Here is a 25,798-nt window from a genome sequence, read left to right as displayed (position 1 = left end):
ATTAATCTTCCGTAATCACAATTTCAATCGCATTGTGATGCTGTTGATAATAAAGCGTGCTGGCTATTAGCCTTGCTGCTGCGCTGTATGTTTTGCTTATTGCGGCATCGTTATCGCTTGCAATAAGTTTACCTTGCTCAGAATACTCGCGTATATCTATTGCAAGTGGAATATGGCTAAGTACGGGTACGCCGTGCTTGTGCGCCAGCTTTTGGGCGCCGTCTTTACCAAATACGTGGTTAGCTTCACCACAGTGAGTGCAAATGTAGTGGCTCATATTTTCGATTAAGCCAAGCACCGGTACGTCTACTTTATTAAACATAGCAATGCCTTTTTGCGCATCAGCTAGCGCTAAGTCTTGCGGTGTAGTGACAATAACAGTGCCGCTAGCGGGTACTTTTTGGCTCATTGTAAGCTGAATATCACCGGTGCCCGGTGGCATATCAACAATTAAGTAGTCAAGCTCGCCCCAATCGGTTTCGTTAAGTAACTGGCTCAGCGCGCCTGACGCCATTGGCCCGCGCCATACCGTGGCATCATCGCTTGGAACTAAAAAGCCAATTGATTGCGCTTTAATGCCATTGGCATCAAAAGGCTGTAGCTGTTTGTTATCTTTAGTGACGGGCTCTGCGCCCACTAATCCTAAAAGCATTGGGATAGATGGGCCATAAATGTCAGCATCTAAAATACCCACCTTTGCGCCTTCATTTTTAAGCGCGCCTGCCAAGTTAACAGCAGTAGTCGACTTACCTACCCCACCTTTGCCTGAGGCAATAAGTACAATATGTTTAATCGCTTTAAACTTAGCCGCCTCTTTAATGATAACCTTGGCGCTAATTGTTACAGGCACATTTAAGCTTTCACTTACGTGTTGCTCAACTAAAGGCATTTCTGATTGCCCAGCAAATGGCAGAGTTAATTTAATGTGTAGTGATTTATCGTCATTTTGAGTAATAGTATCAATGAAGCTTTCGTCAATACCGACGGCAAAAGCCGCACTACGATATGCCGCTAAGGCAGTTATAATCGGTTGTTTTTGCACCGATTTAGAAGAGAATAGTTTCGACAGTCCAAACATAGCAATTAAATAGCGTTTCTTTGATGAAAAGTGCCACGGAATTATGTAACATTCAGGGCATTAACACCAGTCAATTAATAAAAATCCATAAGCTGTGCGCACTCTAAGCAGATAGCTTGTAGATAAATTAATGATAATTGCCGTTTGTATAATAAAAACGGCGTTTTATCCTCAATTCGGAATGATTATGACGCAGCGAAAGATCCTGATTACCAGCGCATTACCTTATGCAAATGGCCCTACTCACCTAGGTCATTTATTGGAATATATTCAAACTGATATTTGGTCACGTTTTCAAAAACTACAAGGCCACGAAGCTTATTATGTTTGCGCAGACGATGCCCACGGCACGCCAATTATGCTTAATGCGCAAAAGCAAGGGATCACGCCTGAAGAAATGGTAAAACAAGTGAGCATAGAGCGCCAACGCGACTTTGCTGACTTTAATATCAAATTTGATAACTACCACAGCACGCACAGCCAAGAAAACAAAGAATTAAGCGAACTTATTTATAACCGCCTAAACGATGCCGGTCATATTAAAAAGCACACTATTTCACAATTATTCGACCCTGAAAAAGGTATTTTCTTACCAGACCGCTTTGTAACAGGTACTTGCCCAACGTGTAAGTCTGAAAACCAAAACGGCGATAGCTGTGATTCGTGTGGTGCTACATACAGCCCTACCGAACTTATTAATCCGCGTTCTGTAATGTCAGGTGCTGAGCCTGTACTTAAAGATTCTGAGCATTACTTTTTTGACCTGCCAGCATTTGAAGGCATGCTAAAGGAGTGGTTACACTCGGGAACTATTCAACAAGAAATGGCTAACAAGCTAGACGAATGGTTTACCGATGGCTTGCAACAGTGGGATATTAGCCGTGACGCACCTTATTTTGGTTTTGAAATCCCAAATGCACCAGGCAAATATTTTTACGTTTGGTTAGATGCACCTATTGGTTACATGGCGAGTTTTAAAAACCTATGTGACGAAAAAGGCCTCGACTTTGATGCGTTTTGGGCTGAAGGTTCAGACGCAGAGCTTTATCACTTTATTGGTAAAGACATTATCTACTTCCACAGCTTATTTTGGCCAGCAATGCTAGAAGGCGCTAATTTTAGAAAGCCAACTAACGTATTCGCTCATGGTTTTGTAACTGTGAATGGCGAAAAAATGTCTAAATCAAAGGGTACGTTTATTAAAGCGCGTACTTATTTAGATAACTTAAACCCAGAATACTTACGTTACTACTACGCAGCAAAATTAAGCAGCGGTATTGTTGATCTGGATTTAAACCTAGAAGACTTTGCACAGCGCGTAAATTCAGACCTAGTAGGTAAAGTAGTCAACATAGCGAGCCGTTGTGCTGGCTTTATTACTAAAAAGTTTGATGGCAAGCTAAGCAGTACTATTATGCAACCAGAGCTGTTAACAGAGTTTCAAGCTGCTGCACCTAGCATTACAACACACTACGAGAACCGCGATTACAGCCGCGCAATTCGCGAAATAATGGCGCTTGCCGACAAAGCAAATCAGTTTATTGATGGCGCAGCGCCTTGGGTATTAATTAAAGACGAAACTAAGCAACAAGAAGCACACGAAGTGTGTTCTCTTGGTCTTAACTTGTTCCGCGTTTTAATTACTTACTTAAAACCCGTGCTACCAGGAATGGCAGACAACGTACAAGCGTTTTTAAATGACGACCTTGCATGGGACGGCGTTCAAAATGCACTCGTAAGCCACCCTATCAATAAATTTAAACCGTTAATGCAACGTGTTGAAATGGATAAAGTAAACAAAATGGTTGAAGAATCTAAAGAAAGCTTAGCATCAAAAGTAACAATTGACCCTAACAGCCCACTTGCAAAAGAGCCGATTAGCGACGAAATTGAGTTCGATGATTTTGCAAAAGTAGACTTACGCGTAGCTAAGATTGCTAAAGCAGAGCACGTAGAAGGCGCAGATAAACTACTTAAGCTAACACTTGATTTAGGCGGCGAAACTCGCCAAGTGTTTGCGGGTATTAAATCAGCTTACGCACCTGAGGATATCGAAGGCAAGCTAACCGTTATGGTTGCTAACCTTAAGCCTCGTAAAATGCGCTTTGGTATGTCTGAAGGCATGGTATTAGCAGCAGGCCCTGGCGGAAAAGAAATTTATATTCTTAACCCAGATGACGGCTCAGAGCCTGGTATGCGCGTAATGTAATATTACTCATACAATAAAAAAACCGCTGATATGTCAGCGGTTTTTTATGGGCTAAAGTAATGTTTAGTCGTATATTAAATACCGAACACGAGCGTAGTGTTCTTACCAAGCTTGTAAAAAAATATATAAGTAAACTGCCTAAATAGGCAGTTATATTTTAACTCTAAAATCAATTATCTTATTTAATTGAGCTTTTTCAATACGCGGTCTTTTCTTGGTAGGTAATAGTTATCGTAATTAAGTGAGACTATAACGCGCTCTGCTTTTCCTAATAACTCATTACGCGGAATTAAACCTATTACACGCGAGTCAGCGCTATTGTCGCGGTTATCGCCCATTGCTAAATAATAATCATCAGGAATTGTAATTGCATCAAAGCCCGATAAACGTGAAGGAATATTTGCCACTCTTATCGAATGCGCTAACCCGTTTAAATCTTCGATTTTATCAAGCGAGTCTATGTTGCTTTGCTGATCTGCATAATTAAGTTTTTTACCATTAATAATGAGTTCATTATTTTCAAGCGCAACGGTGTCTCCTGGCACACCAATTACACGTTTAATTAAACGGTTATCGGCAGCTTGTGAGTCAAAAACAATAATATCACCGGTTTGTGGGTCCGCTACTTTAAGTAGTTTTATATGCGTAAATGGGACACGAATATCGTAGGCCATTTTATTGGTAAGTATTCTGTCACCTTCTTGAATTGTTGGTTTCATTGAGCCTGTTGGCACTTCGTACCAGTCGGCTACAGCGCTTCTAAATACGCTCATTAGTGCAATAAATACGATAAGAGAGCGGTTGTTTTTCCAAAACCTATAAACTAATTTCATGCCTATTCCCTTCAATTGAACAAGTCTTTAATTGAGTAACTATTTATATGACTTTGTTAATTAGCTGCAGTTCAATCAATGATGTAACAAAACATGTTGACTAGTAATTTTAATTGATCGATTAAATTTAGAGCGTCGTAACATTTAACGAAGCCAACGGGTATTAACTTAAAGGAAAATAAAATGTTTAAGAAAATTACTACTGCATTATTGTTTACAACTGCAAGCCTTGGATTTACTACAATGGCTTATGCTGATCATCATGGTATGAAAAAAGACGTTGTTGAAGTAGCCGTTGAAAATGGTTCGTTCACTACTCTTGTTGCTGCTGTTAAAGCCGCAGGTTTAGTTGAAACACTGCAAGGTAAAGGGCCCTTTACTATTTTTGCACCAACAGATGCTGCATTTTCTAGATTACCTGAAGGCACTGTAGAAATGTTACTCAAGCCTGAAAACAAAGATAAGCTAACGGCGGTATTAACTTATCACGTAGTGTCTGGAAAAGTGATGGCAGCCGATGTAATGAAGGTAGATAGTGCGAAAACACTACAAGGCCAATCAGTTATGGTTAAAGCCGACAGCATGGGCGTAATGATAAATGACGCTAAAGTTGTAAAAGCTGATGTAAAAGCAAGCAACGGCGTAATTCATGTTATCGACACAGTACTACTTCCAAAAGAGTAGTCATAAAAGAATGAGCCAACTAAAAAAGCATAAGTAAATACTTATGCGCTTTTTTAGTTATTTTTGTTTCATGACATAACAAATTATTGATTTAGTTTTTCTTTCGCTTCTTTTACTTTTTCAAAATCTAAACCAAGTTCGTCAGTCGCTTCTTTAATAAGATGCGGTTGAGTCATCACGACTGCCATTAATTGTTGTAGCTTTTCTGGCGGAATACCAAGCTCTTGAACAAGCGCCATTGCCATCATTGGGTTTTGAGTAAACGCTTCAAACAATGCTTTTACTTTTTCGTCGCTTACATTGTGCTCTTTAAGTATTGCTAGTATTGGATTCATTATTAAACCTTAAGTGTTTTTTTATAGAGCTTAGTATATGGGCTAAACCCTAAAATTAAAGAGTTACTCTACAAGTAAAACCACTTTTCCTGCGTTTTCATTACGCTCTAAAATAGCATGGGCTTCGTTTGCGTCGCTCCAAGGCAATGTTTTATACAAGTTAAAGTCGTACTTTTTAGTGGCAATATCATTGTAAAAGCGTGCTACAAAGTCGTCGCGCACCTGGCGTTTAAACTCAATACTGCGATTTCTAAGCGTTGAGGCATGAAACGAAATACGCTTTTGTAAAAGCGCGGCAAAATCAACTTCAGCAAAACGTCCATCTAAAAATGCAAGCATCACAATTTGGCAATCCATGGCTGCAATAGCGGCATTTTTATTTAAGTAACTACCCGAAACAGGATCTACAATTGCATTTGCTGTTAACTCATTTGCTTTCATATATTCTACAAAGTCAGTGGTTTTGTAGTTAATTGCATGATCGGCACCAAGCTCTTTTGCGTGTTGGCATTTGTCATCCGTACCGGCAGTAATAACTACGGTAGCACCTGCGCTTTTAGCCATTTGAATTGCTGCACCGCCCACACCACTAGCACCTGCATGAATAAGCGCTGTTTGCCCTTTTTGTAATTTACCAAGCTCAAATAACGCGCCAAATGCCGTTAAATACACTTCGCTTATTGCGGCGCCCTCAGCCATTGTTACATCATCGGGTAATTCCATAAGCTGTTTTGCATCAACTGCTACATATTCGCTATAAGCACCACCTGAGCACAACGTAAAAATACGCTTGTTTAGCCAGCTTTTATCTACATCTTTTCCAAGCTCAGTAACTGTACCCGCACATTCTAAACCTAAAATCGGGCTATCTACCGCAGGGGCCGGGTATTTACCTTGGCGCTGCATACTGTCTGCACGGTTTACACCTATTGCTGCAACTTTAACAAGTACTTCATGGCTCTTTAAAACCGGCTTTTCGGTTTCACTAAATGCAAGATTACCATCTTCATGAGAAATATATTTCATTGTTGCTCCAAGCTTAAAAACTGTAATAACATATAGATGGGGATGAACACAGATTCAAACAACCTCAAAAGCGCCAACTTTGTTTGTAAGGATAAACATCGGGTAGATAACCATTATGTACTTGTTGCTGACAACCTTGCCAAAACGTCGCTAAAAACAAGTTACTGTGCTCATTATTAAAATAACTAAACGCAATCTCGTTGGCGCTAAAAAACACCTTAAATTGGCTCGGAAATATATCATTTTCAGCTATATCAAAATACGAGTTACTACTTAGCTCTTCAAGTGCATTTTGGGTGTGTGGCACCTCTCTAAAGTTGCAATCGGTTAGTGGGCAAATTTCGTCAAAGTCGTAAAACACCACTCGCCCCCATCGCGTTACGCCAAAGTTTTTCATTAGCATGTCGCCCGGAAATATATTAGCGCCCGCTAACTCTTTAATTGCTTTACCGTAGTCATGCATTACTCGCTCTAGGGTTTTGTTATCGCATTGGTTAATATATAAATTAAGCGGGGTCATTTTACGCTCAACATAAACGTGCTTTAAAATGAGTGCCTTACCCGATATAACCATACTGCTACCAATTTGGTTTTTCATCTGCTCAAGCAATTCATCACTAAAACGGCTTAAATCAAACGCTAAATATCTAAACTCGTGCGTATCTACCAAACGACCAACCCTATCGGCTTGTTTTACAAAGTTATACTTGTCTATCACTTGTGCTTTGGTGGCTGTTTTTGGCGCACTAAATTTGTCTTTAATTACTTTATAAACGTAATCTAGCCCTTCAATAGTAAATACCAGCATTACCATACCCGGCGTACCTGGCGCTTTAACATACTTGAAGTTGGCTGGGCTATTTTTAGTCGTATCGACCTTATACCGATAAAACTCAGTTTTGGCGTGCTTTATAAAACCAATGGCGTTAAATAACTCAAAGCGTTGTTTGTGTGGCATTAATACACTTAGGTAATCTACATAACGTGCGGGCTTATCGGTATCAACCATAAAATAGGTGCGTGCAAAGCCAAATAATAAACTTAATTGATCGGCGCCCATCATTACAGCATCAAGCTTTAGTCCCTCATCGGTATTTAAAATAGCGATAGCAAAAGGCATATTGTCGCCATTTTTAGCAATGCAGCGCCCAATTAAATAACAGGCTTTGTTTCTAAAAAATAATGAGTTGGCGTATTCAATATAGCCATCGTTTAAATTTATAAGTTCGTACACCTGTTTGCATTGCTGCTTAGCGCCTTGCATTAACGTACTTTGTAATGTGGCTACATCACGTTCTAAATTACTAAACGGCACTCTAAATACTTGATTAGTAATAAGCGTTTTAACAGCTTTATTAAACCCATTATGTAGCGATACTCTACTCACTAAGCTTTCATAAGAGCGCGGCTCACTACGATACTTTGCTTTTAATACGAACAAATGCACAGTACGAATTTTTTTATCGTCCCAAATTGCGCCAAACGTTGAATTAAAAAAGGTATGCGCTATGGGTTTATTTTCGTGATTTTGTACCATATCGCCATAAATATTTTTAGCTAACTGCCACGTTTGCGGGCAAGTAAGCTCAGCATAAGCAATAACTCTGACGGCTTCACTCACGTTTTTTACCTCACGCTCATACACTTGTAAACGTTCACGCATAGCACTTTGTACACTGTGATGCTGTCGTTGCTCAAACCGGCTCTGCGCACCCAGTGTAATATTTAAAAATTGCGAAAACATCGCCTCAAATCCAGCAAAAACAGATCGTGCAAGCTTACTGGCTACAACGTGTTGTAGCGCATTATTAGATTGATTTGTTAGCCTATTTTGCATAAATACAGCACTTATATTGATGCCAGTTATGGCGGTTATTTTTATTAATTGTTTACACCTTAGCAAGCAGGCTTTAATTTAGATAATTAATAAAGCATATAATTTAAATTGATCATATGAATATAAGAAACGTCGACCTCAACTTGTTAGTTTACTTAAATGTACTCATTGATGAAAAAAGTGTTTCAAAAGCTGCGAATAAGCTCGCGCTTACGCAACCTGCTATGAGTAACGCATTAAAACGTTTGCGCGATTTATTTGACGACCCGCTACTGGTGCGTGCCGCAGGCTCTATGACGCCAACAGCTAAAGCACTTGCATTAAAGCCTGAGGTTGAGACGCTATTAAAAATGGCCGAAGCTATTACGCAGCCTAGTGAGCAATTTAACCCTGCAACAGCTGAAGTTACGTTTAGAATAATGGCAAACGACTACATAGAGTCGACCTTAATAGCCCCTTTTATAACTGCGCAGCTTAGTAAAAATCCCGGTATTAATTTTGATGTATTAAGCCCAAGCGACGTAAACCTGCAAGACATGGAAAAAGGCACTATAGATTTAGCCATAAACCGCTTTAATGGTCTGCCTCGCTCGTTTCATCAAGCCAGTGTTTGGCGAGATAATTACTGTTGTTTAACGCATCCTAAAAATACATTTTTACAACAATCAGGGTTAGACGACTACTTACAAAAAGAACATATTTGGGTAAACCGTGCAGGCTGGGGGCCTGAGGCCGCAGTTACTAATAAATCAGGAAAGCAAAAATTAGGCTGGGTAGACGAAGCCCTTTGGCAACTAGAACAAACCCGCAAAATACGTGTTTTTACTCGCCACTACATGGTTGCAAGCCTGCTTTGCCAATCAGAGCAACTTATTGCCACCCTACCGCGCAGGCAGGCTAAGTTATTAACCTCTCATACTGATTTAGTAATCAGCCCTGTGCCATTTCAAATAGTGCCTATTGAGGTAAAAATGATATGGAGCCCACTGCTGCACCATGCACCGGCGCACCAATGGTTAAGGCGTGAGTTATTAGCGTTTGCTAAAACGATTGCAGATAGATAAATTATTATTTTCATCACATCAAGCACCAGGTATTTTACTATCGCGCATACTGTCCAAGCTTTACTTTCATTAGAAGAATATAATGATAAACAAACTTAATAATAAGAATAACGATACTGCAAATATAATTTTTGCTGTCTTTCAAAAGTCCTATGCTATAGAGGCTAAACTGATCGGCGCGCATAACTTTCCTCCTTTAGCGCGTAATATTAGAGGTATAAAAAAATCAGAAACAACCTTTTATGGCTACAGCGAAAATGAATGTTTAGCAGCCGTTATTGAAGTAGATACAAACAACGAGTGTTTAGATATTTGTAGTTTAACCGTTGATCCTAGTCATTTTAAAAAAGGTATCGCAAGTAAGCTAATAAGTTATGTTTTAGCGATGGATGATTTTTCTCATGCAATAGTGGAGACTGCGGTTGCTAATACTCCTGCAATAAATTTATATAAAAAGCATGGCTTCGTGGAATTTAAAAGATGGACTCCTTCACATGGTATTGAAAAGCTGGCTATGTCGGTCGTAATTTAAATCAGTATTTCAAAATAGGTAATTTACAAATGGATAGTGCATCAATAATTGCGTGGAGTGTTTTGTTTGGCGGCATTGGTATTGGCTACCTTACTTACGGGCGAAGAAAAAAAGCAGTAGTGCCACTTTGCATTGGTTTATCGCTATTGGTATTTCCGTATTTTATGAGCAGTGTGAGCATGCTGTTGATTGTAGGCGCTATTTTAGTGGCTATTCCCTACTTTATTAAAATTTAACATTACTATTGTTATTGCTACTGTAACGACTAAATAAAATAAATGCTCAAAATAAAAAAGCGCCGTGGTATTCAACTTTGGGAAAATACCATGGCGCTTTTGGAAATCGTCGATATAGGAGTCTACCTACAGTGTATGATTAGCAAGCTTAGTACCAACTTCATAAAACAATTAAAATTCAATAAAAACAATTAACTAAGCATCCACCTTAACTCATCAATTAATCCCCTTGTTCCAGTTTTGTGCACGTTTTTACCGCTCTGCACCAAATTAATTAGTATAATTTAGGTATGTTTTCTATTTTTTTATTTAGTTTTAAAACTTACTATTGATGAAATCAATGTCAGTTATTGAAAACAACAATTTTATTAATAATACACTTAGCGCTAGAGTGAAGTTAAGCCAACAAACTAAGAGTAATAATTATGACAACATCAAGCTTCACACAACAAGACGGGTTATTTATTGATGCTAACTTACATCAGTTTATTGAAGAGCAGTTATGCGCAAAAACTAACACCACTGAAACTTACCAAGCATTAGCTACTTTAGTTGATGAGTTTGGTTGTAAATGCCGTAAAACAAAGCACCAACCAAATGATGTATTAGAAGTGGATACATTGCTAAACGCATACCAACTTAAAAACCACCCACTTTGCCATGTTGATGCACAAACTACGGAAGCCGTTTTAGACGAATATTGCTGCCAGGTTCCTGCAATTATTGTTGTTGCGTTAATGGATACGCTTAGTGGTACGCAGTGCGATGAACCTCAAGCACATGAGATTTACCATCGTGCAGCGCAGTTAACCAACCGCCCTTGCATGCACAGAGTAAAAACTGCCTCAGCAGCTTAATAATGAATGTGTTTAAAAGTGCTCGATAACCTTCTTTGCAAAGCCAGTACAAGTTAAGGTTGTCGAGTTATGAATACTTGAGTTATCGCTCTGCTCTTGCGCTAAATCAAAGGTTACTTCACCGCTTTTAAATGTTTGCTCTAACGCATTTTCTATCAGTAATGCGGCCTCGTCCCATCCCATAAGTTTAAGCATTAATACCGCACTTAAAATACTACTGCTGGGGTTTGCTTTATTTTGCCCTGCTATACGTTCAAACGTGCCGTGTGTAGGCTCAAAAAATGCGACATCGTTATTTAAATTTGCAGCAGGCATTATGCCAACACCGCCAACTTGTGCGCTCAGCATATCCGCTAAAAAGTCACCATTTTGATTAGTCGTCACCACTACATCAAATTGCTCTGGGTGCATTAAACATTGCTGCAGCATGTTGTCGGCTATAACTTCTTTAATAATTAGAGGTGCTTGATTTACTCGCTCTATTTGCAGCCAACGCCCATTTTCATGTGCAGTGGCATTAAATTCGCTTTGTGCAAGTGCATACCCCCAACGCTTAAATGCCCCATCGGTAAATTTAAGTACATTGCCTTTATGCACTAGCGTTAATGATTCACTATCGTTTTTAAGTGCATAGTTAATGGCAAAGCGCATTAGTCGCTCAGAGCCTTCTTTAGATATATTTTTAATACCAATACCGCATTCTTGTGAAAACCTTAAGCGGGTTACGCCCATTTCCTCACATAAAAAATCGAGCATTTTTTCGCTTTCTACACTCCCTGCTTGCCACTCAATACCGGAGTACACGTCTTCGCTGCTATCACGAAGCACTGTTATGTTTGTTAAAAAAGGATTTTTTAAAGGAGAAGGAAGTGCACTAAAGCCTTTTATAGTGCGCATATTTACAAACAAATCCATTTCTTGCCTGAGTGCAACATTAAGCGATCTAAAGCCACCACCCAGTGGTGTGGTTAACGGCCCTTTTATGGCAATTTTGCAGGCACGTACCGCGTTAATTGTTTCTTGCGGGAACCAGTCACCGTCATACAGCTTTGCGGCCTGCTCGCCATTATAAACTTGCATCCAATGAATTTTCCGTGCACTTTTATAACAATGCTCAATTGCACTATCAACAACGTGGCGCATCACCGGCATAACATCCAGCCCCACGCCATCGCCATCAATAAAAGCAATGATAGGTTCTAACGGTATTTGCCAATGTCCTTGTGCATCAATAGTGATATTTTGGCCGTGCTCAGGAACTTGAATATGCTGATACGTCATGGCTAAAACCTAACTTAAAATAACGATTAATTGATTAAACCATGCTTAGCTAGAGGTGTCTGTATTTGTACTTTTATAGTTACTATCATTTTAAAAAATAAAGAATTAGGCGTGATTATTTATCCATTTAGTTGGTCTTGTATATTAAGCCTGGCGTACCAGTTATTAAATTACAGTGGAGCATTTTAATGAAATACTTTTTTGTACTGCTACTATCAATCAGCTCTTTTAACGTATTAGCCGCTGAAGTAGTCATACATAATCTTAGCTCGCTCTCAAGTAATGCTCAAAATACGGTGTCTACATGGGTTAATCAAAGTGTTGAAAAAACACAAAATACACTGGGGCCTTTAAAGCAAACCACTTTGCCTATTTATTTAAAACCGCAATACTTTGCTTTTGAGCCTGTACCTTGGGCTACAGTTAAGCGCAATAACCCCGATGGGATTGAACTACATATAGATCGCTACGCCAGTTTAAATGCATTCACTAAAGATTGGACGCTATACCATGAACTTTCGCATTTATATTTGCCGCTACTTCCCTACTCCGGTTTTTGGCTAAGCGAGGGTTTTGCCAGTTATATGCAAAACGTAATAATGCGTGACAGCGGTATAATCACCCAGCCACAGTTTGTACAACGTTTAAATGCAGGATTTGATCGTGCCCGCCTGCAAACCAAAACTAAAACACAGCCACTTAATAAGCTCTCTGCCGATATGTGGAAACAACGCGCCCAGCAACGTGTTTATTGGACGGGTGCGGCTTTTTTTTGCACAGGCCGACCTTAAGCTACAAAAACAAGGTTTATCTGTCGCGGGTATAATAAAACAGTATCAAACATGCTGTAGACCCGCTCGTTCTAGTGCTAAAACCTTTATAAAAGAGTTAGATAAGTTATCCGGCAGCAGCATTTTTACAACGCTGTATGCAAAATATAATACCCGTACTGATTTTCCTGATATTAATAAAAAGCAGTTAAACACGCTTTAACGGCTGCTCTGTTTTATATAGCTACTATATTCAACCAGCCCTTGCGCATTAAAATTGGTTGAGTACTCGTTCATAAAACCATGCAAAAAATTGGTTTTATAGCACTTAACACCCGCTTTGGTGCTTAAAGCTTTAATAACTTCATCAACATTAAAGTGACTCTCACTTTCTGGGAATATGAATTCACAGGGTACATTTGCATCTAACGCTAAATAATTACGAATTTGCGACGGATAAAAGCCAATTAACTTTTTAAGGTGTGTATTGCCTGTTAATAACTGTGCCCGCCATGCTGCACTTGCCCCTGCGCTAAACGCAATACATGTGGTCGGCACTTTTAAACTCTCAAAGCATTCTAGAAGTTTGTCCGTGTATTTGTCATGGCCACACTGCTGTATAAAATTATTATAACTATCTTTTTCACTTTCAATAGCTTGAATCTTGTTGTTGTATGGGTCAACAATCACTAAATTTGAACTAATTGCCTGTGATAACTTACTTAAAGCAGGGGTTAAACCATAAATATCACTCACTATTAAGTAATTCATACTTATCCTTTGGTAACTAAAAATGGGCTTTGTAAGCAGTTGATAAGATTTATTATAAATATTTTTATAATAAATAGCTTGCACACAATTTATATATAAGTTACCTTCCCTCTCTGGTTTAAAGAAACCGCCGCGGTTAACCATTTACCCTGATCCAGTAAGCCCCGCAAAACGTATATTTGAAAGCTAAGTTATTGTACGGCGAGAACCCCTTGAATAATACCGAGATGATTTTTTATTATCATCGCAAAAGTGTCATAAAGATCGTCAACACTGTAATGAAGCTAAACACAACATCGTTAATTTATTGACTGCAATTTGCTATACAAATATAGCGCAGAATAAATAACAAGAATAAAGTGAGTTTTATTATGTCTTATAAATATAACGGGTCTATGATCCAAATAGCACATCCAGTGCAATCAATTTCAGTAAACAAACATCGTGTAATCTTCAGTGATACACAGGGTTTAAAAAATGCATTATTTCAAAAAGCGAGTGATGCACGCCAGTTTGTTAAGTGGCTAAAAGCTAACTAAGCAACATATAACTTTAATTGCCATTCTATTATTGCAATTATTGATAAGATATTATGCCAGCCTTGTTGCTGGCATTTTACTTTTTAGCCCTTTATTGGTTACAATAGTTTTACAATAATAATTACTGGTAGCTGTTGTAATGCTCCGTATATTTTTAACTTTCTTACTTTTTTTCTGTCTGAGCTCAATAAGCAATGCTAGAACCATAAACTGGCTAGCGCACGATTTTGCACCCTATTATATTTTAAATGGTCAATATCAACACCAAGGCCGTGACGAAAGCATAATTTCTTTACTTGAAAAACAACTTCCTAATATTACCTTTAACCGCATGCTTATCCCCTCAGGTAAAGTAATTCAAGAGCTGTCCAATACTTCAAATAATGTTTGTGCGTTATCGCTTTATAAAAATGATTACAGAAAAGAGCATATTTATTTCACAGACGAAAGCTCAACAACGGGCCTCTCGCCTTCAATAGCAATGCATAAAAAGCTCGCCAAAGCGCTAAATATAGCGGAATCTAAAGAAGTATCACTACTCAATTTAATACAAGATAAAAAACTAACTCTTGGAGTTTCTATGAGCCGCTCTTACGGCCAAGAGATAGATACTTTAATAAACAGTACGCCTAATATAGATTTAGTAATTAGACCCACTCGCGATAGCCTAGCGAGCCTTACATATATGCTTAACCTAAAACGAATTGATATTTTGCTGGGTTACCCAAGCGAGCATTACTATTTAGCTAAATCAATGCACTTTGAAGAAAACTTAACCCAACGTCCATTAACCGAATCTCCCGCGTTAAGTTATGGTTTTATTGGTTGTACTAAAAACGAGCAAGGCGCAAAAGACATCGCTATTCTTAATGAGCAGCTTAAAGTTATTAAAAAAACGCAGGCTTATAACGATTTACTTATGCGTTGGTTGCCTGAGGATTTAAGGCCTCTATTAAAGTCACGTATTAATAGCACAAAATAAACAAATACAAAGTCGCATAATTTGAGTTTCTGTTAAGCAAAAAAACGCCACAGTAAGTGGCGTTTTTATATTCAATAATGGTATTACTGACGAACGCCTTCTATTGATAAAATAATATCAACATGAGTAGATGCAGGCCCTAAGTTGTAATCAATACCGTAGTCGGTAAGTTTAAGGCTGGTTTCGCCTTCAAAACCTACGCGGTAGCCGCCCCACGGATCTTTACCTTCGCCCACTTTATCTATTTCAAAGGTAATAGTTTTAGTTACGCCATGCAGCGTAAATTCGCCGGTTACGTCGGCCTCTTCACCATCTTCATCAAATTTAATACTGGTGCTTTTAAATGTCGCTTTTGGGTATTTATCTACATTTAAAAAATCTTTACCATGTAAATGCTTATCGCGCTCTGCATGGTTAGAGTCAAGGCTTGTGGTATCAATGTTTACCATAATTTTTGACGCATCAGGGTTTTTAGCATCGTAACTAAATGTGCCGTCAAAAGTATTAAAACGACCATATAACCAGCTGTAACCTAAGTGTTTAATTTTAAAGTTAACAGATGCATGCCCGCCTTTTGTATCAATTACATAATCAGCTGCATTAGCGGCTGTTGCCGATAACATCATTGCAGCCGAAACGGCTGTGCTTACTAATAATTTTTTCATTTTAATCATCCTTTAATGGTTTGATCATTCTGATTAAGGTTTTATCTTTATCGATAAAGTGATGTTTTAACGCCCCGAGTGCATGCAATACTGCAAACCCGATTAATGTGCACGCGCCATAATAATGTACTTTTCCTGCAATATCGGCTTGGTCATCAAATGCAAAATTAAGCGCTGATACATCAAATAAGGTAAACACTTCAATTGGACGCCCGTCTGCGGTTGATATTAAATACCCTGCAACAACAATAACGGCCAAAATAATATACATAGCAATATGCGCAGTATGTGCTAATTGGTTCATGCCTTTACTTTCACCTAAGGGTTTAGGTTGTGCAGATAAAGCACGCCATAAAATTCTAAATAAAAATACGGCCACAAGCGTAATACCAATGCTTTTATGTAAATCGAGTGAGCCTTTATACCAGCTATCATAATAGGTAAGCTCAACCATATATAAACCTAAACCAAACAGGCCAAAAATAGTCAACGCCATGAGCCAATGTAAAATAATGGCGACAAGTCCGTAAGATGAAGGTGTATTTTTAAACATGTGTAACGTCCTATAATGCTATGACGTTACAATATAGTGCATAGCCTTAAATGAAAATAACATTTACAAACACTTTACGTGCGTACACGCACAGAACTTTGATAATTAAAGTCAGTTTTAGAAGTTGAGGATTAAACAGATAAGTTTATAGGGTGGATTGCTCGCTCAAGCTGACATAAATTAAGCTCTCTGGGCTTACTTGCAAACAGGTAACAAGTCCTTCTTTAATGAGCTCAAGCATGGCTATAAAACTAACCACCACACCACTACGCCCTTCATCAGGAGTAAAAAGCGCATTAAATACCACCGCCGAGTTTGCCTGCGATAGCTGTTGTAATATTTGGCTCATTCTCTCTCGGGTTGAGAGTACTTCGGCAGTAATTTGATGATGTTCAAACGTTTTTGCTCGCGCCATAACATCACTCAACGCCAGCATTAAGTCTTTAAGTTCAATATCGGGGAGGTTTTGACTTGTGTTTTCATTTATTGGCATAGCGGCATGCGCTATAAAAATATCACGCCCAACACGGGGGATATCATCGAGGTTTTCGGCGGCTTTTTTAAATAACTCATATTCTTGTAGACGTTTAATAAGCTCAGCGCGAGGGTCTTCTTCCTCTTCAAGCTCTTCGTGTACAGGGAGTAATAAGCGCGACTTAATTTGTGCAAGTAACGCGGCCATAACTAAATATTCACCGGCAAGTTCGAGTTGAAACTCGGTCATCATTTCAACGTAACTTACATACTGCTCTGTAATACTAAAAATAGAAAGGTCGAGGACATCAAGCTTATGCTTTTTAATTAAATAAAGCAGTAAATCGAGCGGGCCTTCAAAGGTTTCTAATATTATTTCGAGCGCATCGGGCGGAATATATAAGTCTTCTGGTTTATCTACAACCGCTTTACCATGCAAAAAAGCCAGTGGCAGCTTTTGCTGCACTGGCTTTTCACTACTTTTTGTATCAGCAGTATTTTCGCTCACTTGTTATTACTCAAACGGGCTTGTATCACCACAGCCAACACGTAATATTTTAACTTCATCTTCAGACAAGTCGATTACTGTGGTTGCTTGCTCGGCTAAATGGCCACCGTGAATAATTAAATCAACGTGTTTATCTAATCGCTCTAAAATTTCATCCGGATCTGATTCAGTAAACTGCTGCCCGGGTAAAATTAAAGAACACGACATTAATGGCTCGCCAAGTTCGGCAAGTAACGCACAAGCAATTGGGTGTTCAATTACACGCATACCAATGGTTTTTTTCTTGTCGTTTAATAAACGCTTAGGGACTTCTTTTGTGCCTTTAAAAATAAAGGTATAAGGCCCTGGCGTATTATTTTTAATTAATCTAAATAGCTGGTTATCTACACGTGCATAAGTAGATAGCTCCGATAAATCACGGCACACTAGCGTAAAATTATCGTTTTTTTCAATACCACGAATACGCTCTATGCGCTCTTTGGCTTGCTTATTACCAATGTTACAGCCAATGGCATAGCCCGAATCTGTTGGGTAAACAACAACACCGCCTTGTTTAATAATATCAACGGCTTGACTAATCAATCTTGGTTGCGGGTTATCAGGATGAATATGGAATAATTGACTCATGTTAATGCCCCTTCTTGTCCTTCCCAAACTTGCCAAACACCTTGGCAGTCTTTTGGTAGGTATAAATTTTTGCCAAGCTCTAAATAGCTTGTCGGAAAATGAAAATCAGACCCTTGCGAGCAAAGTAGTTCGTACTCACGGCTGAGTTCACCTAAAAATTGACGTTCGCTTGGCGCCTGTTGAGGTTGTGCAACTTCCATTGCGTCTCCTCCTACACTTTTAAATTCTACTAATAATTTGCGTAGCCACTTGTTTGACATTTGATAGCTACTTGGGTGCGCAAGTACAGCAACACCACCTGCGGCATGTATTGCCTCTACAGCGGTTTGCATGGTGCACCAGCAACTTGGTACGTAGCCTGTTTTGCCGCGCCCTAAGTACTTTTTAAAAACACCCGGGAAATTTTTAGCTACACCGCGCTCAATAAGGGCGCGTGCAAAATGTGCGCGCGTAATTTGCGCGTCTTTTGCCAGCTCTTTAGCTTGCTCGTAAATGCCATCAAAGCCATTTTTTGCAAGGCGTGCGCCAATTTCTAGTGCACGCTCTTCTCGCTTTTGCTGCTGAGCCGATAATAAAGAGGTAAGGTCAATATTATTAATATCAATATTTAAACCTACAATATGAATTTCGAAGCTTTCCCATTTAGTAGACACTTCGGTACCCGTTATTAATGAAAGCGGTAAGTTTTCTGCTTCAATAAATTGCTGAGCAGGCTTAATAGCCGCCACAGTGTCATGATCGGTAATAGCAAACACATCAATATTTTTATCAACAGCGCGATGCAATAATTCTTCAACCGTTAAACGCCCGTCTGAATGTGTAGTATGGCTATGTAAATCGTATTTTATCAAAAGAAAACTGCTTAAAATTAAGGGTTATTGGTGTTTATGTAAGTATAACAACTTTTTTGACTAAATTGTTTTAAATAAACACTTGACACAAAAGCATAAGATACGTTTTACTGTAGCCACTTTCAGACACATTAAGAATTAACAATAATGATCAATTCAAACTTAAACACTATCTGGTGGTGGCACTCGTAATTTTCGGGTGATGAATTGTCGTGTCTAGCAAAAATTCAAAACCCGCAACTATGCGGGTTTTTTTATAACTAAATTTTACGAAACGTATACGTTAAAAATATTTAATAAATTTTGAGGCAGAAAAACATGAATAACGGTCTTACTCTTACACATCGTTGGTGGTGGCGCCTGATATAGCGGGACGGTAATGATCTGTTTGTAATTTAGATATCGTTATTCAAACCCCGCATTGCAAAAGCATTGCGGGGTTTAATTTTTTGAGGGAATGAGGTTTGATTTTTAGTCATATAACTACCACACCAGGCGAAGTAACAAGCATTACGCAAGTACGCGACTATATTAGTAGCCCTCTTGCATTATACGCGGCACTTGATAAGCCTAACTCACTACTGCTTGAATCAGCTGAGATTGATTCTAAAGACAGTGTAAAAAGTTTAATTTTAGTTGATAGCGCCCTGCGCATTGTATGTAAGGGTAAAACGGTAACTGTTAGCGCACAATCTAATAACGGCAAACAATTATTAAGCTACTTACAAGCAAATGTTAAGAGCTGTGATTCAAAATTAAACGACACAACGCTTACACTTAACTACCAAGACACCAGCAGCGATATAGACGAAGCAAGTAAGCTTGTTGCCGATAACGCCTTCAGCGCTCTTCGTACCTGTATTAACAGCATTCAAAGCACTACCGAAAATCCGTTTTCGGTATTTTTAGGCGGTGTGTTTGCCTACGACATGGTTGCAAATTTTGAGCAATTAAGTGATGTACCTGATGGCGAAAACACCTGCCCAGATTACGTATTTTACTTAGCCGAAACCTTAGTTGTTATTGATCATCAAAAGCAAACAACTGAGCTCATTGGTAATGTATTTAACGGCCCAGACGTACACGCTAACTGTTTTGAAGTAGGTAAAGAGCTTGAGCGCTTAAATACGCTGTGCGATAACGCAGCAGGATTTAGTGCGGATATGCAAAGTAGTGAATGTGAGGTAAGCGTTGATATAAGCGACGAAACGTATTGCGAGCAAGTTGTTAAGCTTAAAAAGAACATTGTAGATGGCGATATTTTTCAGGTAGTGCCGTCGCGTACATTTTCACTACCTTGCCCTGATTCTTTACATGCGTATAGCCAGCTTAAAAAGCAAAACCCAAGCCCTTACATGTTTTATATGCGCGATGAAGACTTTGCATTATTTGGCGCGTCTCCTGAGTCGGCCCTTAAGTACGACGTAAGTAATCAGCAAGTAGAAGTTTACCCAATTGCTGGCACTCGCCCACGTGGCAAATTTGCTAATGGGCAAATAAATCCAGACCTAGACAGCCGCATTGAGCTGGAACTAAGAAACGATCAAAAAGAACGCGCCGAGCATTTAATGCTCGTTGATTTAGCCCGTAACGATGTAGCTCGCATTAGTGTTGCAGGTACTCGTTTTGCCAAAGAGTTATTAAAAGTAGACCGCTATTCACAGGTAATGCATTTAGTTTCACGCGTTGTTGGCACACTAAAACCCGAGCTTGATGCACTGCACGCTTACCAAGCGTGTATGAACATGGGCACGCTTGTTGGTGCACCAAAGGTTCGTGCTGCTGAGCTTGTTCGTCAAACTGAAGGTAAGCGCCGTGGCAGTTATGGCGGCGCTGTAGGTTACTTAACCGGTGATGGCGCAATGGATAGCTGTATTGTTATTCGCTCTGCTTTTGTTAAAAATAACATAGCCTACGTGCAAGCAGGTGCAGGTGTAGTGTTTGACTCAGATCCTATTTCAGAAGCAAACGAAACTCGCGCTAAAGCACAAGCGGTAATCACCGCCATAAAATCTACCTATAAGGCGGTATAAAATGAGTAAAGCGAATCCTATTAAAATCTATTTTTTAGATAACTTTGACTCATTTACATATAACTTAGTTGATGAGCTTACGATGCTTGGCTGCGAACTGGTTGTTTATAGAAACAACATTAGCGCTGAGGTTATTTTTAATAAAATGCGCCAAGAGCAAGGACAAGTACTATTAGTACTTTCCCCAGGTCCTGGCACACCAAGCGATGCAGGCTGTTTAATGGAGCTTATTGAGCTCTCTAAAGGCCACTTCCCAATGTTAGGCATTTGTTTAGGCCAACAAGCGTTAACACAAAGCTATGGCGGAGTAATCGGTCACGCGGGTGAAACCGTACATGGTAAGTCTTCAATTATTAATTTAGGCGAACATCCTGTATTTGATGGTATGGGCAATACAATGCCTGTAGCACGTTACCATTCATTAATGGCAACAAAAGTGCCTGGTAATATAAAGGTTATTGCCCAGTATGAAGATATCCCTATGGCTATTTATCATCATGATGACAATGCATTGGGTTATCAGTTTCATCCAGAATCAATACTGACGCCAAACGGCGCAATGCTACTTCAGCAAAGTGTCGCTTACTTAACACGTGCCAAATAATAGAGGACATTATGAGTACACAACCAGAGCAACCCATAAATGTTCAACACGCTATTGAACAACTAATTACAGGGCAATCATTAAGCTACGCAGACGCCAAAGCACTGTTTGATGAAATAATGCAAGGTAACATGAGCGAGATTGAGCTAACCGCCCTACTAATAAGCCTTAAAATTAAAGGCGAAGTAAGCGATGAAATAGCAGGTGCTGCAGCCTCAATGCGCGATAACGCTGTTGCTTTTACTACCAGCAGTACACAACTTGCTGATAGCTGTGGCACAGGCGGCGATGGCTCAAACACAATTAATATAAGCACAACAGCAGCCATAGTTGCCGCTGCTGCCGGCATTAACATGGTAAAACATGGTAATCGCAGTGTATCGAGTAATTCAGGCTCTGCCGACTTACTAAAAGCGCTGGGCATTAATATAGACATGAGCCCAGAGCAGGCAGCAAAATGTCTTGAGCAAACCAATTTTACCTTTTTGTTTGCACCGCACTATCACAGTGGCGTACGCCATGCGATGGGCGTGCGTACAGCGCTTAAAACACGCACTATTTTTAATATTTTAGGCCCGCTTGCTAACCCTGCAGCACCTGATGTGCAATTGTTAGGTGTGTACAACGAAGCGTTATGTATGCCAATGGCACAAACACTTAAAACCCTTGGCACAAAGCGCGCTATGATTGTTCACGGCTCGGGCACTGACGAAATAGCTCTACACGGCCCAACAACGGTAGTTGAGCTGAATAATGGCAAGCTTACACAGTACACGCTAAACCCAAGCGACTTTGACCTTGCAAACTATTCACTTGAACAACTCGCTGGTGAAGGCCCACAATGCAACGCAAATGCTAGCCTTGCCATCTTACAAGGCAAAGGCACAGATGCACATAATGCTGCCATTGTGGTTAACGTAGCTGCCCTTTTATACCTAACAGGTAAAGCAGAAACGTTAAAAGAAGGGGCAAAGCAAGTACAAACATTATTAAGTTCAGGGCAAGCCATGAACACACTAAATGCAATTATTGAGGTAAGTAATGGCTAATGTATTAGATAAAATTGTTGCTGATAAAAAATTAGAACTAATTGAGCGTAAAGCCGCACGCCCGCTTGAAAGCTTTAAGCACCTTGCAGTGCCTACAAGCCGTAGCTTTTACAAAGCATTAGCCGCCCCAGGCACACAGTTTATTTTAGAGTGTAAAAAAGCATCGCCCTCAAAAGGGTTAATTAGAGAGCCATTTGATTTAACCGAAATCACCTCAGTTTATAAAAAATACGCCACCTGCATGAGCGTGTTAACTGATGCTAAATATTTTCAAGGCAGTTTTGATTACCTCGAATTTGTGCGCAGCCAAGTAGAACAACCGCTTATCTGTAAAGACTTTTTTATAGATGAATACCAAGTATATATGGCGCGTATTTATGGCGGTGACGCTATATTATTAATGCTTTCAGTACTCGATGACGAGAGCTATAAAGCACTGCACGCAGTTGCCGATTCTCTGAATATGTCGGTACTCACCGAAGTAAGTAATGAGGAAGAAGTACACCGTGCACTTGCGCTTGATGCACAAATTATTGGTATTAATAACCGTGATTTACGCGATTTAAGCACCGATTTAGCCACTACCGAAAAGCTACGCAAACTTATTCCGGCTGACAAAGTGGTTATTTCGGAATCGGGTATTTACACCCATCAAGACGTAAAACGTTTAGCTCCATTATGCGATGGTTTTTTAATTGGCAGCTCACTTATGGGCGAGCGTGATTTAGAGCAAGCATGTCGCCGTGTTATTTTAGGCGACAATAAAGTATGTGGTTTAACACGTACCAAAGATGCACAAGCGGCATATCAAAACGGTGCTATTTACGGTGGTTTAATTTTTCATCCTAAATCGCCACGCTATGTTGATTTAGATTGCGCAAAAGAGCTTAGCCAAAGTGCCCCGCTTAATTTTGTGGGTGTGTTTGTAGATGCCCCAATTGATCAAGTTGCTCAATACGCAAGTGTGCTAAAATTGGCGGCAGTTCAATTACATGGTCAAGAAAGTGACGATTACATCGCTCAGTTGCGTACACAGTTACCTACCGGCTGCGAGATTTGGAAAGCGCAGGCAATAAAAGATGCATTGCCAACGCCTGTAAATGGCGTTGACCGACACCTTTACGATACACACAGCGACACACAAGCTGGCGGTACAGGTAAAGCATTTGATTGGTCGGTGCTTCATTATGCAACCACACCGTTTATGCTCGCTGGAGGCTTAAATCCAGACAATATTAAAGATGCGCTTTTTAAAGGTGCCTTAGGCCTTGATTTAAACTCAGGCGTTGAAGAATCTGCGGGTAAAAAGTGCCCTAACAAATTACATAATGCTTTTACAAGCATCAGAAATTATTGAGGTTAAAATGCAAAATCCAGCTTATTTTGGCGAGTTTGGCGGTATGTTTGTACCCGAGTTGCTTGTCCCTGCGCTTAAGCAGTTAGAAAACGAATTTAACAAAGCACAAAAAGATCCTGAGTTTCAGGCTGAGCTAAGTAAATTATTAAACGAGTATGCGGGTCGTCCTACCCCACTTACTTTAACGCGCAATTTAGTTAAAAACCCAAAAGTAAAACTGTATCTAAAGCGTGAAGACTTATTACACGGTGGCGCACATAAAACCAACCAAGTACTTGGCCAAGCGTTACTTACTAAGCGCATGGGTAAAAAACAAGTAATTGCTGAAACAGGCGCAGGCCAACACGGCGTTGCAACCGCGCTTGCATGTGCATTACTGGGTTTAAAATGTCGAATTTATATGGGCGCAAAAGACGTTGAACGTCAGCAACCAAACGTATTTAGAATGAAGTTAATGGGCGCAGAGGTTATTCCGGTAACAGCGGGTTCTGGCACATTAAAAGATGCAGTAAATGAAGCCCTGCGTGACTGGTCAGCAAATTATCAGGACGCGCATTACCTACTAGGCACAGCCGCTGGTCCTCACCCATTCCCAACAATTGTACGTGAGTATCAAAAAATCATTGGTGAAGAAGCTAAACAACAAGTACTTAAAGCCGAAGGTCGTTTACCTGACGCTGTTATTGCCTGTGTTGGTGGTGGTTCAAACGCAATTGGTATGTTCACCGACTTTATTGACGAGCCAGGCGTTAAATTAATTGGTGTTGAGCCTGCTGGTAAAGGGCTTGATACACATGAGCACGGTGCAACAATTTGTAAAGGCACAAAAGGTATACTACACGGCACTTATACGTACATTATGCAAAACGACGATGGCCAAATTGAAGAGTCTTACTCTGTATCAGCAGGTCTTGATTACCCTGCGGTTGGTCCTCAGCACGCATTTTTACACGAAACAGGTCGAGCGCAATACGTTGGTATCACTGATACAGAAGCGCTTGATGCGTTTCAATCACTTGCTAAAAACGAAGGGATCATTCCGGCGCTTGAATCAAGCCATGCGCTTGCTTATGCACTTAAGTATGCAGAAGAGCAAACCGAGGAAAGCGTTTTAGTTATTAATTTAAGTGGTCGTGGCGATAAAGATTTAGCACACGTTCACAATGTACTATCTGAAAGAGGTCAGCTATGAGCCAAGTAAAAACGGATCGTTACGGTAAAATGTTTGCAGCGCTTAACGAGAAAAAACAAGGTGCGTTTGTACCATTTGTAACAATTGGCGACCCAGGTAAAGAGCAAAGTGTTGCGATTATTAAAAGCTTAATTGACGGCGGCGCTGATGCACTTGAGCTTGGTATTCCGTTTTCTGATCCTATTGCAGATGGTCCTGTAATTCAAAAAGCTAATATTCGCGCACTTGATGTACACATTAACACGCAAGATTGCTTTGATGTTATTAAAGAGATACGCGAGTATAACGCCGATATTCCAATTGGATTATTGCTTTACTCAAACCTTGTTTTTAAGCGCGGCATAGAAGCATTTTACAAAGATGCAAAAGCGGTAGGTGTAGACTCTATTTTAGTGGCTGACGTGCCTCTGCATGAATCTAAGATATTTAGAAAATCGGCAATGGATAACGGTGTAGACCCAATTTTTATTGCAACACCTAATGCAGATGACGACACACTTCGCCAATGCGCCTCTTACGGTCGTGGTTATACGTATTTACTATCGCGCGCAGGTGTTACCGGTACCGATACTAAAGCACAAATGCCAGCGGGTAATATTGTTACTAAATTAAAAGAATACCATGCAGCTCCTGCTCTTTTAGGGTTTGGTATTTCAACACCAGATGATGTAAAAGCGGCACTTAACGCAGGCGCAGCAGGTGCTATTTCAGGTTCTGCTGTAGTTAAAATTATTGAAGCTAACCTTAACGATTTAGACGCAATGACAACGCAGTTAAAAGCATTTGTTAGTGAAATGAAAGCGGCAACCGCATTATAAAAAGTGTAAATTTAGGCATTAAAAAGGGCATTT

General features: G+C 39.8%; 26 protein-coding genes and 1 pseudogene. 15 read left to right on the top strand and 12 right to left on the bottom strand.

Annotation, left to right across the window (positions count from 1 at the left end):
- Position 1 precedes the first annotated feature (1 nt).
- The gene (gene apbC, locus RB214_RS07360; RefSeq protein ID WP_309168701.1) at positions 2 to 1,078 is read right to left on the bottom strand and encodes an iron-sulfur cluster carrier protein ApbC; all 1,077 of its coding nucleotides are present in this window, start codon (positions 1,076 to 1,078) and stop codon (positions 2 to 4) included.
- A gap of 187 nt (positions 1,079 to 1,265) precedes the next feature.
- Between apbC and metG the strand changes: the two genes are divergently transcribed.
- Complete coding sequence (metG, locus tag RB214_RS07355; RefSeq protein WP_309168700.1) at positions 1,266 to 3,287, top strand: methionine--tRNA ligase; 2,022 nt, start codon at positions 1,266 to 1,268, stop codon at positions 3,285 to 3,287.
- 182 nt (positions 3,288 to 3,469) lie between these two features.
- Here the strand turns inward: metG and lepB are convergent, their stop codons facing one another.
- Entirely contained in the window at positions 3,470 to 4,120 is a 651-nt protein-coding gene (gene lepB, locus RB214_RS07350) for a signal peptidase I (RefSeq protein WP_309168699.1), read from the bottom strand.
- Positions 4,121 to 4,303: 183 nt separating this feature from the next.
- Here lepB and RB214_RS07345 point away from each other — a divergent pair, with 183 nt between their 5' ends.
- Complete coding sequence (locus RB214_RS07345) at positions 4,304 to 4,804, top strand: fasciclin domain-containing protein (RefSeq protein WP_309168698.1); 501 nt, start codon at positions 4,304 to 4,306, stop codon at positions 4,802 to 4,804.
- Between the two features lie 83 nt (positions 4,805 to 4,887).
- On the opposite strand, the gene RB214_RS07340 is transcribed toward RB214_RS07345, so the two are convergent.
- The 3 genes from RB214_RS07340 to aceK form a co-directional block, all read right to left on the bottom strand.
- The gene (locus RB214_RS07340; protein ID WP_007582532.1) at positions 4,888 to 5,139 is read right to left on the bottom strand and encodes a DUF2999 family protein; all 252 of its coding nucleotides are present in this window, start codon (positions 5,137 to 5,139) and stop codon (positions 4,888 to 4,890) included.
- A gap of 63 nt (positions 5,140 to 5,202) precedes the next feature.
- Positions 5,203 to 6,165: a zinc-binding dehydrogenase gene (locus RB214_RS07335; protein ID WP_309168697.1), complete on the bottom strand. Its 963-nt coding sequence runs from the start codon at positions 6,163 to 6,165 to the stop codon at positions 5,203 to 5,205.
- 64 nt (positions 6,166 to 6,229) lie between these two features.
- The gene (aceK, locus tag RB214_RS07330; RefSeq protein WP_165742918.1) at positions 6,230 to 8,002 is read right to left on the bottom strand and encodes a bifunctional isocitrate dehydrogenase kinase/phosphatase; all 1,773 of its coding nucleotides are present in this window, start codon (positions 8,000 to 8,002) and stop codon (positions 6,230 to 6,232) included.
- 116 nt (positions 8,003 to 8,118) lie between these two features.
- On the opposite strand from aceK, the gene RB214_RS07325 reads away from it, so the two are divergent.
- The 4 genes from RB214_RS07325 (at position 8,119) to RB214_RS07310 (ending at position 10,691) form a co-directional block, all read left to right on the top strand.
- A complete protein-coding gene (locus tag RB214_RS07325; RefSeq protein ID WP_165742917.1) occupies positions 8,119 to 9,066 on the top strand; it encodes a LysR family transcriptional regulator in 948 nt (315 codons plus the stop codon).
- An 82-nt stretch (positions 9,067 to 9,148) separates the two neighbouring features.
- A complete protein-coding gene (locus RB214_RS07320; protein WP_182720381.1) occupies positions 9,149 to 9,598 on the top strand; it encodes an N-acetyltransferase in 450 nt (149 codons plus the stop codon).
- A 29-nt stretch (positions 9,599 to 9,627) separates the two neighbouring features.
- Positions 9,628 to 9,834 (top strand): hypothetical protein, encoded by a 207-nt coding sequence (locus RB214_RS07315; protein WP_007375422.1) that lies wholly within the window; start codon positions 9,628 to 9,630, stop codon positions 9,832 to 9,834.
- A 425-nt stretch (positions 9,835 to 10,259) separates the two neighbouring features.
- Positions 10,260 to 10,691 (top strand): hypothetical protein, encoded by a 432-nt coding sequence (locus RB214_RS07310; protein ID WP_002961558.1) that lies wholly within the window; start codon positions 10,260 to 10,262, stop codon positions 10,689 to 10,691.
- Between the two features lie 12 nt (positions 10,692 to 10,703).
- On the opposite strand, the gene icd is transcribed toward RB214_RS07310, so the two are convergent.
- Positions 10,704 to 11,972 carry an NADP-dependent isocitrate dehydrogenase gene (icd, locus tag RB214_RS07305; RefSeq protein WP_309168696.1) on the bottom strand — a complete coding sequence of 423 codons (1,269 nt, stop codon included), beginning with the start codon at positions 11,970 to 11,972 and terminating at the stop codon, positions 10,704 to 10,706.
- Positions 11,973 to 12,160: 188 nt separating this feature from the next.
- On the opposite strand from icd, the pseudogene RB214_RS07300 reads away from it, so the two are divergent.
- Positions 12,161 to 12,965 (top strand): annotated as a pseudogene (locus RB214_RS07300) (hypothetical protein).
- On the opposite strand, the gene RB214_RS07295 reads toward RB214_RS07300, so the two are convergent.
- Complete coding sequence (locus RB214_RS07295; protein WP_309168695.1) at positions 12,962 to 13,513, bottom strand: hypothetical protein; 552 nt, start codon at positions 13,511 to 13,513, stop codon at positions 12,962 to 12,964. The pseudogene RB214_RS07300 and the gene RB214_RS07295 sit on opposite strands and share 4 nt — an antisense overlap.
- Positions 13,514 to 13,908: 395 nt before the next feature.
- On the opposite strand from RB214_RS07295, the gene RB214_RS07290 reads away from it, so the two are divergent.
- Together RB214_RS07290 and RB214_RS07285 are read left to right on the top strand one after the other, a co-directional pair.
- Positions 13,909 to 14,052, top strand: coding sequence for a hypothetical protein (locus RB214_RS07290; RefSeq protein ID WP_167381322.1), 144 nt, complete (start codon positions 13,909 to 13,911; stop codon positions 14,050 to 14,052).
- Positions 14,053 to 14,191: 139 nt separating this feature from the next.
- The gene (locus RB214_RS07285; RefSeq protein ID WP_154903278.1) at positions 14,192 to 15,034 is read left to right on the top strand and encodes a transporter substrate-binding domain-containing protein; all 843 of its coding nucleotides are present in this window, start codon (positions 14,192 to 14,194) and stop codon (positions 15,032 to 15,034) included.
- A gap of 83 nt (positions 15,035 to 15,117) precedes the next feature.
- Here RB214_RS07285 and RB214_RS07280 read toward each other — a convergent pair whose 3' ends face one another.
- The 5 genes from RB214_RS07280 to RB214_RS07260 all read right to left on the bottom strand — a co-directional run bounded on the left by RB214_RS07280 (position 15,118) and on the right by RB214_RS07260 (position 18,712).
- Positions 15,118 to 15,699: a YceI family protein gene (locus RB214_RS07280; protein WP_309168694.1), complete on the bottom strand. Its 582-nt coding sequence runs from the start codon at positions 15,697 to 15,699 to the stop codon at positions 15,118 to 15,120.
- Position 15,700: 1 nt separating this feature from the next.
- Positions 15,701 to 16,252 (bottom strand): cytochrome b, encoded by a 552-nt coding sequence (locus RB214_RS07275; RefSeq protein ID WP_309168693.1) that lies wholly within the window; start codon positions 16,250 to 16,252, stop codon positions 15,701 to 15,703.
- 145 nt (positions 16,253 to 16,397) lie between these two features.
- Entirely contained in the window at positions 16,398 to 17,234 is an 837-nt protein-coding gene (locus RB214_RS07270; RefSeq protein WP_149606048.1) for a ScpA family protein, read from the bottom strand.
- 6 nt (positions 17,235 to 17,240) lie between these two features.
- On the bottom strand, positions 17,241 to 17,861 hold the full coding sequence (locus tag RB214_RS07265; protein ID WP_002961576.1) for an L-threonylcarbamoyladenylate synthase: 621 nt from the start codon (positions 17,859 to 17,861) through the stop codon (positions 17,241 to 17,243).
- Positions 17,858 to 18,712, bottom strand: coding sequence for a PHP domain-containing protein (locus RB214_RS07260; protein WP_002961577.1), 855 nt, complete (start codon positions 18,710 to 18,712; stop codon positions 17,858 to 17,860). The genes RB214_RS07265 and RB214_RS07260 overlap by 4 nt, the downstream gene beginning before the upstream one ends.
- A 464-nt stretch (positions 18,713 to 19,176) precedes the next feature.
- Between RB214_RS07260 and RB214_RS07255 the strand changes: the two genes are divergently transcribed.
- Genes RB214_RS07255 through trpA form a run of 6 tightly spaced genes read left to right on the top strand, consistent with a single transcriptional unit; the run spans position 19,177 to position 25,765 of the window.
- Positions 19,177 to 20,745, top strand: a complete 1,569-nt coding sequence (locus RB214_RS07255) for an anthranilate synthase component 1 (protein ID WP_309168692.1) — start codon at positions 19,177 to 19,179, stop codon at positions 20,743 to 20,745.
- A 1-nt stretch (position 20,746) separates the two neighbouring features.
- Positions 20,747 to 21,349: an aminodeoxychorismate/anthranilate synthase component II gene (locus RB214_RS07250; RefSeq protein WP_182194407.1), complete on the top strand. Its 603-nt coding sequence runs from the start codon at positions 20,747 to 20,749 to the stop codon at positions 21,347 to 21,349.
- Between the two features lie 11 nt (positions 21,350 to 21,360).
- Complete coding sequence (gene trpD / locus RB214_RS07245) at positions 21,361 to 22,398, top strand: anthranilate phosphoribosyltransferase (RefSeq protein ID WP_309168691.1); 1,038 nt, start codon at positions 21,361 to 21,363, stop codon at positions 22,396 to 22,398.
- Positions 22,391 to 23,755: a bifunctional indole-3-glycerol-phosphate synthase TrpC/phosphoribosylanthranilate isomerase TrpF gene (trpCF, locus tag RB214_RS07240; protein WP_309168690.1), complete on the top strand. Its 1,365-nt coding sequence runs from the start codon at positions 22,391 to 22,393 to the stop codon at positions 23,753 to 23,755. Before trpD ends, trpCF begins: the two co-directional genes overlap by 8 nt.
- Positions 23,756 to 23,762: 7 nt before the next feature.
- Complete coding sequence (trpB, locus tag RB214_RS07235) at positions 23,763 to 24,947, top strand: tryptophan synthase subunit beta (protein WP_309168974.1); 1,185 nt, start codon at positions 23,763 to 23,765, stop codon at positions 24,945 to 24,947.
- The gene (gene trpA / locus RB214_RS07230) at positions 24,944 to 25,765 is read left to right on the top strand and encodes a tryptophan synthase subunit alpha (protein WP_024595006.1); all 822 of its coding nucleotides are present in this window, start codon (positions 24,944 to 24,946) and stop codon (positions 25,763 to 25,765) included. The genes trpB and trpA overlap by 4 nt, the downstream gene beginning before the upstream one ends.
- Positions 25,766 to 25,798 lie beyond the last annotated feature (33 nt).

The sequence above is a fragment of the Pseudoalteromonas sp. HL-AS1 genome, from assembly GCF_031198785.1.
Lineage (GTDB): Bacteria > Pseudomonadota > Gammaproteobacteria > Enterobacterales > Alteromonadaceae > Pseudoalteromonas > Pseudoalteromonas distincta.
Note: the sequence above shows the minus strand (reverse complement) of the source record. Positions and strands in the feature narration are given on the sequence as shown.